We start from the raw sequence: 13,250 nt of genomic DNA, 5'->3' as shown, positions 1-13,250 counted from the left end.
CCATCAATGTCAACTGGAGGAGCGGCGATGAATGCAATTACGAAGCAAGCGATCGCAGATAGGAGGGTGGGGATCATTAATACACCGAACCAACCGATATATAAACGATTGTCTGTGCTGGTGATCCAACCGCAGAAGCGATCCCACACATTAGCACTTTCGCGCTGTTGTAAGGTAGTTGTCATTTTATGATTGCTTTATTTTCTTATGATGTTGGTAGGTTGTTTTGCCTACCTGAATACAACATTAGAGGATAAGTTTAAATTTGTAAAGATAATTAAAATTAGTATTAGTTATATCAGTTATATGTTTTCCTAATGTGATGAGATTTACAGGAATTGCAGCAGAAAATTCACCTCTAAAAATCAAAGTATATATAAGGTAAACTACCCTCAGGCGCTAGTAACCAAACTGCATAAAAACATAGGGGAACAAAAACAATTTTAATTGGCCAGCTAAATTCTAATTTCATGCCTCGCTTAAAAATATATGCTATAAACATTAGTAAAGCTATGCCTATTAACAAATAAGAAAGTTGGTACTGACTTATATTTAAGGCTTCTACATAGATTTTTTCTGAAAATTGTTGATCACCGGCATGACCCCAAAAGTTTTTGATCACTAAAGCGGAATCTTGGAGGTTGGGGAGACGAAACCAAATCCAGGATGTGAAAACCATGATTTGTGTTAAAAGCCAAGCAAAAATAACTCCTAGCGGATTTTGCCAAAATGAATTAAGAATTGTCAAGCGATCGCTTAGTAGAACTGTGAGACGATGAACTACTAAAGCGACACCATGCAATAGACCCCAAATAATAAAACCCCAAGCTGAACCGTGCCAAATACCAGCCACTAACATGACTATCAATAAATTTCCGCAGGTACGCATTAATCCGCGCCGAGAACCGCCTAAAGGAAAGTAAAGATAATTACGTAGCCAATCACCTAATGTAATGTGCCAGCGTCGCCAAAAATCAGCAATACTTGTACTGAAGTAAGGAAAATCAAAGTTTTCCGGTAAAACCAACCCAAATAGTAAAGCACTACCACGAGCAATATCAACATAACCATTGAAATCTAAATATAACTGTAAGCCATAAGCAAAGGTAGCTAACCACAAATCTGTACTACCTGCCCTTTGTAAGTTACCAAAACATAAATCTACAAATATACCCAAATTATCAGCGAGGATACCTTTTTTAACTGCACCTCTAGCAATTAACCACATTCCTTCAGCAACTCTATCAATGCTGGGAAATCTGAGGGTATCAAATTGAATCGCTAAATTATGGTAACGAGTAATGGGTCCAGAAATTAGTTTAGCAAAAAATAATTTATATGTGGCAAATTGGATAAATTTAGTAGCAGCCTGAGCGCCACGATAAATATCTATTAAATAAGCAATACATTCAAAGGTAAAGAAAGAAATTCCTAGAGGTGCAACTAACTTAATCAATGATTCTGGTGAACTTGTTGGCTGATTAAAAACTAAATTTAGAAAATGATTTATGTATTTAAAGCCTAAAAGAATAAAAACATTAAAACCTATGCCAATCCACAATACTTTAAGACGGCGTTGATTCCAGTCAGCTTGAGCAAATTGCCATTCCTCATTAGATAAATTCCAGTTTTGAGAATGTTTTCCTGGTGAAGTATTACTGCCAATTTCTAAACCTAGATGGAAGTTGATAAAAGTTAGTGTTAAAAGCAATGGTAAATATTGAATATTCAAAGATGCGTAAAATAAAAGACTAGCTATTAACAGTATCCATAATCTTATATTTGCTAAATTAACAGTCCAGTAGATGCCTAAAACACTCAATAGAAACAACCCATAAAAAATTGATATAAATTTCATTGTTTGTTAATTGATAATTCTGAATTTGTGATGAGGAAGAAAGAATACAAGTATTTTGTTATTTTTCGTAAGTTAGGAATGAGGATGAAGAATATTTTCTCATCTATTCTCTATTTCCTATTTAATCATTTTGTTGGCCAGCTAATCATTGGATCTATAGCTAGTTTATTGGATACTTCATAAGCACCATAACGATTGAGGTGACTAGGATCTGAAAAGTAATCATTTGCTTTTGTCCATAGCTGACTTAAATCACGATAGATAAATTGAGGATGATTGGTAAAGGTTAATAAATACTCTTGAAACTGTTGCTCATATTTCATGCGTACGGGATCTAAATAATCTGAAGTGAGAGGCATATTCACAAAGACGAGAGAGATATTATTATTTTTGGTAAACTCTAACATGGAATGGAATGCCTGATCTTGTTTACCTGCTAATTGGAAAGATTTATAATCATTATCGTAATCTCCAGAGACTTTGGGATGTTTTTGATAGTATGTGGTGGGATTATAGCGAATAGATAAAGGTAAGAATCCATCAAAATCAACTCCTTGGAGAGAAGAATTATTGTCTATTTCTGAATCATGAGTGATGTGGACTTTTGATTTAACTGGGGAATGTTGATAGCTAAAAGGTAGATATTGAAGTTGTTTTTGGAGAAGAATTTTAATTTGATCACGGCTTTTATAACTAGCAGATAAATTAGCTACAGACTGATTTAACCAATCGTTAGTGGTTTGATAGATATTAGTATCTGCTGTTTTAGGTTTATTACTAACTTTTTCTGTGGGATCTTTTAGATTTTTATTACCTTCATTAGCTTTGACTTTTGTTGGAGATTTCTGCAATATTTGTTTGTATCCTGGTGAAGATTCAATTGCATTGAAAGTAATATCTTCTCTCCCATTGTTAAAGGCACGAGAACCATCTGCCCATAAAATTATTTTTGGTAGTTCTTGGGGTTCTAAAACCTGACGGATGAGAACATCAACGACTTGGGCTGTTGCTCCATTAATGCCAAAGTTAAATATATCAATATTGCTATGATTCTGGGAGGATAAAGCTTTAGAAAGGGCGACAGGATCAACTCCTCTCAGTGCGCGAGAAGAACCAACAATTAAGACATCTGGTGGACGTTTTTTTGTAGATAACCGCTGTTTATATAGAGCTAATTGTTCATCTAATTGCCTAGCATTAAAAGTGGGTATTTGCGATCTGGCTGCTAATAAAATAGCTGTAGAAGTGGCTTTTTCTTTTAATGGTCCGGCTGGCAAATTTCCTGATTGAGCATTATTATCATTAATAAATCCAGAAGCATTAAAGGCGGAGGGATCATTATTAAGTAATTCTGTTGTCCCTGGTTGATTTGAAAATGATGTTTTCTGATTATTTGGTGATAGTGAGGATGCTTGTGCTTGTGAGGATAATGGTGAAACAATATTATTACTAGCTTTTGGTGAATTTTTAACAGTATGTGCGACGACGTAGCCTAACATAAAATCACTTTGTAAGGCGAGAAGTAATCCTAATGCTAACCAAATCATCCCGCTGCCAATTCCTTGATTATCGGGATTTTCGTCTATTTCCTGATTAGATGGTGTAAATATTTGACTGTTTAAAAGTAAATTTCTGATTAATTTATTGGTGTTTAGTACCCAATTCTTTGATGCTTCTTTGAGAAAACTTTTTACTTTTTCATTGGTTAAATCGGGACGCAAAATTTCTTCACTGTTTTCATCTATCATTAGGGAATTTACATATTCTGATGTAGCGGCAAATTCTGGTGTTGCTTCAGGAACTAATCGAGAACGTTCTTCTAGATCAGCCCCATGATGCCATACGGGTTCTTTATCACCAGCACGACGACCATAAACACGGACACCAGTAATACCAGAAATTTTCAGTTGGCGGATAAATTGAGTCACTTTACTAGAAACTTGATAGCGTGTAGGACAAACGGGAGCATCACACATTATGTGTAATAAATCTTCTTTGCGAACTAGTAGTACCCGGATACCACCTGTTTTCAATCGCCAATCTAGGTTGGGATTGAGTAGTCGCTCGAGTAAAAAAATGATGGCTGGTTGATCACCTGCACGGGCAAGCTCCAATGCAGATGTGAGTAGGAATGGATGCTCAGATGCTGGTAGAGATACCCAATCTATCCAAGTTGGTTGTTTGTCTGTGGTTTTTTGTCCGTATATGGCGGCTGAGATAATGGCTTGAGGAGCAATACTTTCGAGTAGGGGGACAATGGCTTGTAGTGCGGTCGTTTTATCCGGTGCGGGTGCGGTTTCTAAGGGGTCAAAAGCTGGGGTACAGAAGATGTGTAAGGTAGATTCTTTGAGGGAAGTTTGCAATGCTATTTCGAAGCCTAATAATTCTTCAGTTAATATTCTAGCGATCGCTTGCACATCTCCCCATCGCGCCCATTCTTTTAACATCACCTCTGGAGGTGTCAAATCTACTCTTACCCGCCAATCTGGCTCTGTTTCCCCTCGAACTTGGGCAACAATAATGGCATCCTGATAACCGACAAGCTGCAAATGTCTGAGCTTTTGGGCTACCGTTTCTGCCAATAATGATGAATCAGGGCTATAGCTAGACTGACAAAATACCCAAAGACGATTAGCGACAATCTGAGAGTTATTTTTCGCCGCAGAGGGTTTAATTTTTACCTGTATTGCTATACCTAAATGGCTGAGATGTTCGCTCAAATAGCGAGCAATGGCATCCCCATCCCCTTGACGTGCCAAACTTTCATTAGAGATAATCAGCGAGCCTCCAGGGCTTATAGGCGTTTCTGTCTGTGCCAATAGTGCCTGTTCTAAATGTCGTTCCAGTTGATTTAAATATACCCGATGGCACCATTCAGGACGGTGTTCCCCTTTTTTTCGACCATAAATTAATACTTGGTATATTGACGGTTGTTCGTCATTGGTGAGGGTATCTACATCAGTTTGCTGTAGTGCTTGCAATAACTCCGATAAGGTTTGCCAGCGTTGTGGACATTCAGCGTTTTCACAGAGAATATGTAGGTCATTACCTAGCAATCGGACTTTTACCCCGAAAGTATTTATACCCGTTGCTTGGCTTACCCATTGCACTAAGGAATTTTGACGATCATCAAGTAATACTGTTTTCATGGGCGGTGGGATTTAACAGCAAGGTTGTATGGGGGAGTTTCGGCTGTACTTGTCAACTAGAATCATAGAACTATCACATTTTGCCATTTTTTTAAATAATTTAGGACTTACGCAGCTTGCAAAATTGACAAAGATGGTCTTGGAGAATGTTTGAAAAGTGGTATCCCGTAATTTTCATCACATTTTTACCCCCCGTTCTTCTAAAGGGGGGTAACAATAAAAATCTAGTTCCCTCCCCTTTATAAGGTTTTATCAATTTCAGGATTAACCCAACAATCATCAGTAACAATAAAAATCTAGTTCCCTCCCCTTTATAAGGGGAGGGTTAGGGAGGGGTAAAATATTTGATACAGCAATCATGACTTTTCAAACACCATCTTATGGAAGAATTTAGGAATTAGGAGGTAGGGGCGCAGCAGGGTTAGCGCATTTCAACCCCTATTGACAAAGGGATTTATTCGATATGTGGGAGGATGTTCAATTGACACAACTCAAGGTAGTTTAAGAGATAACCCATCTAACCACTGTATCTAAGTAATGTCAACGGGATTTAAGAAGAAGTGCAAAACCAAAACATCTGTTATACCCTCACCGCACCCTACAATCAATCATACCATCTCCTATAATTGATCGGATAACCTGCACACCTACATTGAAACTGTGACTGAAACTGGAAAATACAAAGATACCGTCAACTTACCCAAAACCACCCACCAGAATAAGTAGTCGGACAAAATTAAATTCACTTGTTGAGAGAGGGAACAGGTGACAAGTGACAGAAAAATAAGTTGTGCAATTAATTCTGTCCCATTACTTATTATAATTAATGTTGGGTTTCCTTACGTCAACCCAACCTACGGGGTAAAATCAAGATTATAAAACACAACTTTAATCACAGGATATTTATAGTATGGAATATCGCCGCGCTAAAGTGGCAGGAGGAACATACTTTTTTACAGTGGTGACAGAGAAAAGACGAAAAATATTATGTTTACCAAAAAATGTTTCTTTATTAAGATATGCTTTTGGTTATGTAATACAGAAACATCCATTTATTATAGATGCTGTTGTTATTTTACCTGATCATGTCTACTGTATTTGGACTTTACCAGAAAATTATCATGATTTTTCTACCCGTTGGCGGTTAATTAAAAGTTATTTTAGTCGTAAATGTGAAACTATTTCACCAGAAAATATAGGAATCCGGTTTGATTCCTGAATTTTCCGTTGAGTTAGGGAACAGGGAACAGGGAACAGGGAACAGGGAAGAAGGATTTCAGTATGTACCGAGTTCTGTTCAAAAATCAAATAGGAGTCCTATATATCTGCATCTAGAAAAAAGAAAAAACAACGGGCTATATGGCAATATCGTTTTTGGGAACATTTAATTAGAGATGAAATAGATTTTCAAAATCACGTTGAATATATTCATTATAATCCTGTGAAACATGGTTTTGTAACAGCACCAAAGGATTGGGAATATTCAAGTTTTCATCGCGCTGTGCGTCAAGGTATGTATGACATGATGTGGGGTGCGGGTGAGGAAATTATTTTTGATAATGATATTGGCAACGAGTAGGTTGGGTTGAATGAAATGAAACCCAACATTAATTTTAAAATACCAATGAGTGGTGTTGGGTTTCGTTCCTCAACCCAACCTACATTTGCCATTTGCGGACGGTTAGTGGTATAATTTGAAGATGGGTTTTAATCCCTAACTATATCTCTTTTGCAAAAATCACTTCAATTTCAGTATGAAAGTAGTATCTATTATTAACTATAAAGGTGGCGTTGGTAAAACCACTATCACCGCTAATCTGGGAACGGAATTAGCGTGTAGAGGGTATAGAGTGTTATTAATTGATGCTGATCCTCAGTGCAGTTTAACATTTTCTTTTTTTAATTCTTCCGATCAATTAGACTGGTTTGAAGAAAAAGAATTGACATTAAAAACATTTTTTACTTCATTAATAAAGCCTATTCCTAACCCCAAATCATTTGGTGACGTGAGGGTGAAGGTAAGTAAAATTAATAAAAAAATACAAGAACAGGGTGGAAAAGGTTCATTACATTTAATTGCTTCTCACTTAGAATTAATTAACATTGACATGAAACTCGCTGGTATCTTGGCAGGAGGAATTGACAGATATGAACAAGCATCAAGATACTTCAATTGTTTTAGTTCAATTTCTCAAGGATTAGAAAAATTAAAATCACAGTATGACTTTGTTTTAATTGACTGCCCTCCCAATTTCAACATTGTCACTAAAACATCTATAGCAGCTAGTAATTACATCTTAATACCATCAAGACCAGACCATTTATCAACATTAGGAATATCCTATTTAAAGAAAAGTGTTATAGAGTTTGTCGAAGAGTATAATTACTATACAAAACAAGCTAACATTTCAGTGATTGATCCTAAAATTATTGGAGTAGTATTTACAATGGTAAAAGTTCATACTGAGCAACCAATTAATGCTCATCAAAGATACATGAATAATGTTGTAAAAGAACAAAAATTAAAGATTTTTGATGCTTTTATTAGAGAAAATCAAACTACATTTGCAATGGCTCCAGAAAAGGGAATTCCTGTTGTTTTAAGTGCGTCTTCATCATCAAATATTGTTCAAGAACTTAAAGAACTGGTAGATGAATTTGAATATTTGATTAATTAGATTGATAGAAAATACTATGGATAATTACCAAGTTAACAACGAACATCACAATGATATTCCAAAGGAAGTAATTGAATTATTCAGAAAACAATGGATAAAATTTAATGATGATCAAAAAAATGATATTTTGCAAGGTGACGCTCAACTTAGGGTAAATTGTTTTTATCCAAAAGCTGTTAAAAAGAAAGATATTTCGTCTTGCAAACCTATTGATAAAAATCATCAACATGAAAATTTAGACTATACTCAACTTTCACAAAGATTAGATGAGTTAAATTCAAAAGAAGAGGGACTAGACTTTTTAAAATTGTCTTTCTCTACAAAAAAATCTCTAGAGTCTTTTGCAAAATTTTTGAAAATCTCGACACAAAAACAAAATCAACAAGAACTGAGAGAAAGTATTGTTTCTGCAACAATAGGTTATCGGTTAACAATACAGTTTATTGAAAAAAGAAGAAGACCAAAACTAGAGGATGAATTTTTAGATGAAAATGAAAAATTTACTCAAGTAGTTAAATTTTGTATTTTTATTGATCTGGAATGGTATTTTCTTCTTCATATTGAGCTATTGCTTGTTCAATTATTTCATTACTCACATCTGTCAGATCCGATTTAGAATAAATTGTAGTGAGTATAATTCCTTGAGCATTTTTTAGATAATAAATCACTCTATATCCTCCACTTTTTCCTTTTTGAATGTTACTATTTTTAATACGAACTTTGAAAACTTGATATTTAATTCCCGCAATTCTATCTCCAGGAATTTCACCTGCTTGTAGTTGATTAATTAAAGGTTGAATATCACTACGAATGGAACGATAGCGTTTAGCCAGTTCTCTTAAATCTCTTTGAAAACGAGGAGTAAGAGCAATTTCAATTGGTAGTGGTTCATTATTATTCTGCATCTATTCCTTCCCACATTTGTGAAAGGGGTATAGTTTTTCCACTTAATGCTTCTTTTATTCCCTGATGAATACCTTCAATTACAATTTCTGTGGGTGTTTCTTCAAGAGATGAATTTTTCTCTAATTGGAAAATAGATTTTTGTAGTAATTGTAATGTATAAGTTTCCACAGAAAGTCCTTGCTGTTGTGCTTCCTGTATTAAATACTGTTCTAATTCTGGTGGTAGGTTAAGGGTTAGTGTCATAAGTCTATTGTGGGTGACTTTATATATTGTAAACCGGCAAAAACAAAAAATTAACTCCAAAATACCAATGTGTAATGTTGGGTTTTCTCAACTGAACCCAAGGGGCTTAAAATGGTGGATGACGGCCAAGTAATTCCTCTTCTCCGCGAATTGCTAACATCATGGGACGATTCATTTTTAATGCTTCAACAGTTCCTCTTCCTGTAGCTGTTAATCCTACCACTCTCACATCATCCCAGCGAAAGTTTTCTGGCCATACTTGTTGACGAGGATTAAAAATAGATACTTCTTTTTTTGTTTCTGGATCTTTTACTGTTTGTCTAGCAGATTTACGCAGTGAGCATGACACACAAGCAAGAGCTAAATTATCAGATGTTGTTGCACCACCAGCCACAACCGGAATAATATGATCTATGTGAAATGTTGCAGCTTGTCCCGCTTGAGACAAACAACAATATTCACACCTATCTTTTGCACGCTGGATAACTAATTGACGTAGCGAACTTGGAATTTTCCCCATTTATACCGCCCGCATGATACGCTGAGAACGTAAGGAAAGCAAAGATAAAAATTCCGCCAAATCAACTAAACCTTCAGCTTCATTTCTTTCGGCTAAAGTCAATTCTTCACCAGCATCTTGACGATCTAATAAAAATTTTAACCGCGCTTGCACAGCTTCAGGAAGTTGAAAATAAGTCAAACTAACGGGTATCTCAATTACTTCATTCATATAAAATTTTCCTCTAATTGAACAGTGTAGTAAGCAATTTCTCTCACTTTAGATAAAGGAATAGGAATTCCTAAAGTTTTGTAGCCTACGTTCTGAATTTCCTTTTCTTGGAGTTCCCAACGATGACACCAAATCATATTTCTCATTTTTCCAGGTTCAACTACTAATACTTCCATCGTTGGTAGTAAAAATATCCAGTATTCAGCCTGTGATAGCCATCCCCAACCAGAAATATTTTTATTATCTACAGAGACAGTTTCAAAAAATAAATTGCCTGTTCTAGATGAAGCTAAGTCAAATTTATATTCAACGCTGACAGTGCTTCCATCTGGCCGCATCAAGATTCTGTCTATTCCAGATTTTTGATACTTTTTAATGCTGGAAACATCTAAAATTCTATAAATAGAGCCAAGCCATTTATCAAGAATATTTTCACCATTCTTGCCTATGAACTCTTGGCTCTTAAAATCATATGTTCTAGTCTTCCTCTGTGTTTTCATTGTTATACCCATTTTCAGCATATAGCATTGGAATAGTAAGCTGCATACCGCGATTGTGAAGACGAATAGGCATTCCAAAAAAGATAGAAATACTTTTAATCCAGTTCTTTAATGTTTGCGAACGACGATTACTTGTATCAGCACCTCTTAATATTTCTGGAAAAACTAAATTTTTAACTAGCTCATCATTGAGTATCAAGTCCTCATTTAGTTGACTATCAATTTCTGAAACAGCAACAATAATTCGCCAAACAGGAGGATAATGTAACATGGCTTCATACAGTAATCTTCGTTTTAAATCATCATTAATTCCTTCAGCAATTCGTCTTCCTTGTTCTGTAATTTCTAATATCCATTTGTTGCCTTTGCGTGTCTTTGTAATCAATTTAAGCTGCTCAAGAGTGTGTTTTGCATACTGTCCATGTCGAGAGATATATCTCTTTTCTTTACCTCTATGTCCTAATTGATAACCTAATTCATAGGAATCTTGAATGCCTTGATGAATTAATTCGATAGCTTTAACGATTTTTTCTGGTTTATCGTACTGGGGAATAGATTCTATAACATCCTTATCATCCCATTCATCCTGAATGTTAAATCTCTGTCTAAATATGTCTGCTGGCTTCAGTTTGATAGCAATTATTAAAACCTCTTTATTTGCAAAGTTGGATCTGTAAAACAAATTACAAGATAAACCAGAAATTTTATGCGTATTAACATCATAAAAATCTGTTTTGCTAAATTGACCATCTCTTTTGAGAATGTCTATAAAGTGATTGATCTCTAAACGAACTTCAGGAGGATAATACTTTTGTAGGTTATTTAGCTGTTTTTGTAATTCCGAATCAGCTTTGATGTTGAACATGAATTATTTCTTCCTTGAGTAAACTTTCTACTTGAATAAGACCGCTATCTATGGCAAGAAGCTTATGAGCAACTTCTGAAATTGGAATTGAAAGATAATTTGTGAGACGAGGGCTAACAAAAGCAACTGCTCTGCGCGTATGATATGTCACATAAATACAATCAACATCCATTTGTAAGCGTTCCCAACATTCCGTTAGATGTAGTCGGAAATCTGATAAAGACATTTCTTCACTTTTACTAATAGCGCCATCTTTTTCAGCTTGTTCTAAATCCTTTAAAGGAACTAAGAATGCAACTACTTGACCATAATAGGTAGCAGCAATTCTCTTCATCCCTAACTGAACTTGACGCTTGAACTTTGGCAAGCTCTCTCTAAGGTCTGATAGTGGGAGCTGCTTAAAAGAACTCACGTGCTTTTTCCTCTCAATGCAATAGTACAAACATATTATTCATCGTTTGACTAAATTTGTATATCAGACAATATAGCTTTATCTAGCAAAAGTTGTCAATATGTATTTTAAGTAGTTTTGTTATTGTTTTACAATTTATAGCTAAAAAGCTTGTATAGAAGTAGTTTCAGTTCTAAACTATTTGGCATTTTCTCTACCTATGCTCCCGTAGGTTGGATAGAACGAAGTGAAACCGAAAATTAACCACAAGATACCAATAAGCGTTGTTGGGTTTCGTTCTTCAACCCAACCTTGTATCTTAGAGGTATGTTAGAGGAAGTGGTAGACCGTCCCAACCTGGGTCAGAAAAGACCGCATCGTAGCAAGGATCACCACAACAATCTCCATGACAGAACTCGAACAGTCGCCTGGGGTAAAACTATGGACAAAGACATAGATAATATAGCCCGTATCGTGCAAGGATGAGTGAAATCAAGGGGATGAATAAAAAACAAAACAAATTAAAAAGAAGTAATTGAAAGTGGAGAGTTAAAAATGGAAAATATCTCTCAATGGGTAGGCATTGACGTAAGTAAAGCAACACTTGATGTTTATATCCGTCCAATGGGTAAAGCATTTTTCTTGTTGCTAATACTGAAACAGAAATAGCTAATCTAGTTAAGGAACTTCAATCTGACGATTTAAACCTAATCGTACTGGAAGCAACAGGAGGACTAGAAACAGAATTAATCATTCAATTGCAAGCGGCTCTTTTACCAGTAGCATTAATCAATCCTCGTCAGGGAAGAGACTTTGCTAAAGCTACAGGTAAGTTAGCCAAAACCGATGCCATTGATGCACAGATTTTGGCGCATTTCGGTGAAGCAATGAAACCGGAGGTGTTAGCATTTTGATTGTGAAATGTCACGTCAATTAGGCGAATTAATTAGTCGCCGAAGACAATTAGTAGAAATGTCTACAGCGGAAAAGAATCGCCGTGACCGCGCTCGTGGTAAAGCTTTGACAGATATTGAATCCCATATTGATTATCTTGAGCAACATCTTCAAGAACTCAATCAAGAAATTGAGACATTGACCCAAAATAATCAACAATGGATTGATAAAGTCATTTTACTCAAAACTACTCCTGGTATTGGTCAAGTTATTTCTACCACTCTAGTTTCTGACTTACCAGAATTAGGTCAACAAGCTTATGCTGTCGTCTCCCGGCTACCTGAAGATGAACAGAATGAAATTGCTCAACTGATTTTCCAACAATTAGCACAGCGTCAACAACTACTGCATCCAAAAACTATAGATTTTATGCAATTTGCTGGTATTGCGAATGCTGAAGAAACTATACTTTTACAAAACCTCGAACATGAGATTGCAGAACAAAGATTACTAGACTTGAAAAGGCAAATTGAACTGTGAAAAAAGCTTTACTAGATACTAATATCCTCTCATATTTTCTGCGAGGTGAAACACAAGTTGTCAAAAAATTCCGTGAATATCAACAATTTCATAGTTATCTAACTTTTTCTGTTCTTACCTATTACGAAATCAAAAGTGGATTGCTGTATAAAGATGCTAGAAATCTTTTGCAGCAATTTGAAATTCTTGCCAATAGCAGCGAGATTTTACCCCTTGATATAGATACAGCTAATGTTGCCAATAATCTTGGTACTCATAAAAATCTTCATTACAAGTATCAACAAATTCTGTTAAACTGCTTTCTGTTTCATAATAAGAACGCATCATTTCCGCAGCAGCAGTTAAGCTCAGTTTTTGAGGATTTTGCATTTCTTCACGCATGAGTTTTAAGGCAAATTCTATTATCTCTAGTCTTTCGACATTAGGCATTTGTTTAATAGCTTCTAAAATTTGGGGGTTGATCATAATTTGTGGCAATTGTAAGTAGTTTCTATTT

16 protein-coding genes and 2 pseudogenes are annotated in these 13,250 nt (G+C 35.5%); 7 read left to right on the top strand and 11 right to left on the bottom strand.

The genetic code is table 11. The features are described 5' to 3' along the window. The 3 genes and pseudogenes from HEQ36_RS24525 to HEQ36_RS24515 all read right to left on the bottom strand — a co-directional run. Positions 1 to 185, bottom strand: a pseudogene (locus HEQ36_RS24525) (photosystem II q(b) protein); the annotation flags it as partial. Positions 186 to 358: 173 nt separating this feature from the next. Beyond that, entirely contained in the window at positions 359 to 1,858 is a 1,500-nt protein-coding gene (locus HEQ36_RS24520; protein ID WP_168635327.1) for an MBOAT family protein, read from the bottom strand. A gap of 125 nt (positions 1,859 to 1,983) precedes the next feature. Further along, positions 1,984 to 5,007 carry a DUF1574 domain-containing protein gene (locus tag HEQ36_RS24515; RefSeq protein WP_168635326.1) on the bottom strand — a complete coding sequence of 1,008 codons (3,024 nt, stop codon included), beginning with the start codon at positions 5,005 to 5,007 and terminating at the stop codon, positions 1,984 to 1,986. A 910-nt stretch (positions 5,008 to 5,917) separates the two neighbouring features. Between HEQ36_RS24515 and HEQ36_RS24510 the strand changes: the two genes are divergently transcribed. The 4 genes from HEQ36_RS24510 (at position 5,918) to HEQ36_RS24495 (ending at position 8,301) form a co-directional block, all read left to right on the top strand. Further along, on the top strand, positions 5,918 to 6,226 hold the full coding sequence (locus HEQ36_RS24510; protein ID WP_205748412.1) for a transposase: 309 nt from the start codon (positions 5,918 to 5,920) through the stop codon (positions 6,224 to 6,226). Positions 6,227 to 6,448: 222 nt separating this feature from the next. Continuing rightward, positions 6,449 to 6,586: a hypothetical protein gene (locus HEQ36_RS26115; protein WP_325064578.1), complete on the top strand. Its 138-nt coding sequence runs from the start codon at positions 6,449 to 6,451 to the stop codon at positions 6,584 to 6,586. A gap of 175 nt (positions 6,587 to 6,761) precedes the next feature. Next, positions 6,762 to 7,685: a ParA family protein gene (locus tag HEQ36_RS24500; RefSeq protein WP_168635325.1), complete on the top strand. Its 924-nt coding sequence runs from the start codon at positions 6,762 to 6,764 to the stop codon at positions 7,683 to 7,685. A gap of 16 nt (positions 7,686 to 7,701) precedes the next feature. Further along, positions 7,702 to 8,301: a hypothetical protein gene (locus HEQ36_RS24495; protein WP_168635324.1), complete on the top strand. Its 600-nt coding sequence runs from the start codon at positions 7,702 to 7,704 to the stop codon at positions 8,299 to 8,301. Here the strand turns inward: HEQ36_RS24495 and HEQ36_RS24490 are convergent. The 7 genes from HEQ36_RS24490 to HEQ36_RS24460 all read right to left on the bottom strand — a co-directional run bounded on the left by HEQ36_RS24490 (position 8,213) and on the right by HEQ36_RS24460 (position 11,296). Then, the gene (locus HEQ36_RS24490) at positions 8,213 to 8,590 is read right to left on the bottom strand and encodes a type II toxin-antitoxin system RelE/ParE family toxin (protein ID WP_168635323.1); all 378 of its coding nucleotides are present in this window, start codon (positions 8,588 to 8,590) and stop codon (positions 8,213 to 8,215) included. The two genes, HEQ36_RS24495 and HEQ36_RS24490, sit on opposite strands and share 89 nt — an antisense overlap. Then, entirely contained in the window at positions 8,580 to 8,834 is a 255-nt protein-coding gene (locus HEQ36_RS24485) for a hypothetical protein (protein WP_168635322.1), read from the bottom strand. Before HEQ36_RS24485 ends, HEQ36_RS24490 begins: the two co-directional genes overlap by 11 nt. Positions 8,835 to 8,940: 106 nt before the next feature. Further along, the gene (locus HEQ36_RS24480) at positions 8,941 to 9,354 is read right to left on the bottom strand and encodes an HNH endonuclease signature motif containing protein (protein ID WP_039202176.1); all 414 of its coding nucleotides are present in this window, start codon (positions 9,352 to 9,354) and stop codon (positions 8,941 to 8,943) included. Then, positions 9,355 to 9,564, bottom strand: coding sequence for a hypothetical protein (locus HEQ36_RS24475; protein ID WP_039202175.1), 210 nt, complete (start codon positions 9,562 to 9,564; stop codon positions 9,355 to 9,357). It abuts the gene before it with no gap. Further along, positions 9,561 to 10,085: a hypothetical protein gene (locus tag HEQ36_RS24470; protein ID WP_290708643.1), complete on the bottom strand. Its 525-nt coding sequence runs from the start codon at positions 10,083 to 10,085 to the stop codon at positions 9,561 to 9,563. Before HEQ36_RS24470 ends, HEQ36_RS24475 begins: the two co-directional genes overlap by 4 nt. Continuing rightward, entirely contained in the window at positions 10,042 to 10,929 is an 888-nt protein-coding gene (locus HEQ36_RS24465) for a hypothetical protein (RefSeq protein WP_168467349.1), read from the bottom strand. Before HEQ36_RS24465 ends, HEQ36_RS24470 begins: the two co-directional genes overlap by 44 nt. Next, on the bottom strand, positions 10,910 to 11,296 hold the full coding sequence (locus tag HEQ36_RS24460) for a prevent-host-death family protein (RefSeq protein WP_196803219.1): 387 nt from the start codon (positions 11,294 to 11,296) through the stop codon (positions 10,910 to 10,912). Before HEQ36_RS24460 ends, HEQ36_RS24465 begins: the two co-directional genes overlap by 20 nt. 659 nt (positions 11,297 to 11,955) lie before the next feature. Between HEQ36_RS24460 and HEQ36_RS24455 the strand changes: the two genes are divergently transcribed. The 3 genes and pseudogenes from HEQ36_RS24455 to HEQ36_RS24445 form a co-directional block, all read left to right on the top strand. After that, a complete protein-coding gene (locus HEQ36_RS24455; protein ID WP_367272420.1) occupies positions 11,956 to 12,234 on the top strand; it encodes a transposase in 279 nt (92 codons plus the stop codon). A 7-nt stretch (positions 12,235 to 12,241) separates the two neighbouring features. Further along, positions 12,242 to 12,754, top strand: coding sequence for a hypothetical protein (locus HEQ36_RS24450; protein ID WP_290708639.1), 513 nt, complete (start codon positions 12,242 to 12,244; stop codon positions 12,752 to 12,754). Further along, positions 12,751 to 12,939, top strand: a pseudogene (locus HEQ36_RS24445) (type II toxin-antitoxin system VapC family toxin); the annotation flags it as partial. The gene HEQ36_RS24450 and the pseudogene HEQ36_RS24445, both read left to right, overlap by 4 nt. 43 nt (positions 12,940 to 12,982) lie before the next feature. On the opposite strand, the gene HEQ36_RS24440 reads toward HEQ36_RS24445, so the two are convergent. Beyond that, a complete protein-coding gene (locus tag HEQ36_RS24440; RefSeq protein WP_039202171.1) occupies positions 12,983 to 13,219 on the bottom strand; it encodes a hypothetical protein in 237 nt (78 codons plus the stop codon). Positions 13,220 to 13,250 lie beyond the last annotated feature (31 nt).

The organism is Anabaena sp. 54 (assembly GCF_017355725.1).
Lineage (GTDB): Bacteria > Cyanobacteriota > Cyanobacteriia > Cyanobacteriales > Nostocaceae > Dolichospermum > Dolichospermum heterosporum.
This window is presented reverse-complemented; position numbering and strand designations above follow the sequence as displayed.

Excerpts from the sequence above, each read along its gene's own strand:
- HEQ36_RS24520 (WP_168635327.1), bottom strand. The coding sequence starts at position 1,858 with ATGAAATTTATATCAATTTTTTATGGGTTGTTTCTATTGAGTGTTTTA.
- HEQ36_RS24515 (WP_168635326.1), bottom strand. The coding sequence starts at position 5,007 with ATGAAAACAGTATTACTTGATGATCGTCAAAATTCCTTAGTGCAATGG.
- HEQ36_RS24510 (WP_205748412.1), top strand. The coding sequence starts at position 5,918 with ATGGAATATCGCCGCGCTAAAGTGGCAGGAGGAACATACTTTTTTACA.
- HEQ36_RS24500 (WP_168635325.1), top strand. The coding sequence starts at position 6,762 with ATGAAAGTAGTATCTATTATTAACTATAAAGGTGGCGTTGGTAAAACC.
- HEQ36_RS24495 (WP_168635324.1), top strand. The coding sequence starts at position 7,702 with ATGGATAATTACCAAGTTAACAACGAACATCACAATGATATTCCAAAG.
- HEQ36_RS24490 (WP_168635323.1), bottom strand. The coding sequence starts at position 8,590 with ATGCAGAATAATAATGAACCACTACCAATTGAAATTGCTCTTACTCCT.
- HEQ36_RS24485 (WP_168635322.1), bottom strand. The coding sequence starts at position 8,834 with ATGACACTAACCCTTAACCTACCACCAGAATTAGAACAGTATTTAATA.
- HEQ36_RS24480 (WP_039202176.1), bottom strand. The coding sequence starts at position 9,354 with ATGGGGAAAATTCCAAGTTCGCTACGTCAATTAGTTATCCAGCGTGCA.
- HEQ36_RS24475 (WP_039202175.1), bottom strand. The coding sequence starts at position 9,564 with ATGAATGAAGTAATTGAGATACCCGTTAGTTTGACTTATTTTCAACTT.
- HEQ36_RS24470 (WP_290708643.1), bottom strand. The coding sequence starts at position 10,085 with ATGCTGAAAATGGGTATAACAATGAAAACACAGAGGAAGACTAGAACA.
- HEQ36_RS24465 (WP_168467349.1), bottom strand. The coding sequence starts at position 10,929 with ATGTTCAACATCAAAGCTGATTCGGAATTACAAAAACAGCTAAATAAC.
- HEQ36_RS24450 (WP_290708639.1), top strand. The coding sequence starts at position 12,242 with ATGTCACGTCAATTAGGCGAATTAATTAGTCGCCGAAGACAATTAGTA.
- HEQ36_RS24440 (WP_039202171.1), bottom strand. The coding sequence starts at position 13,219 with ATGATCAACCCCCAAATTTTAGAAGCTATTAAACAAATGCCTAATGTC.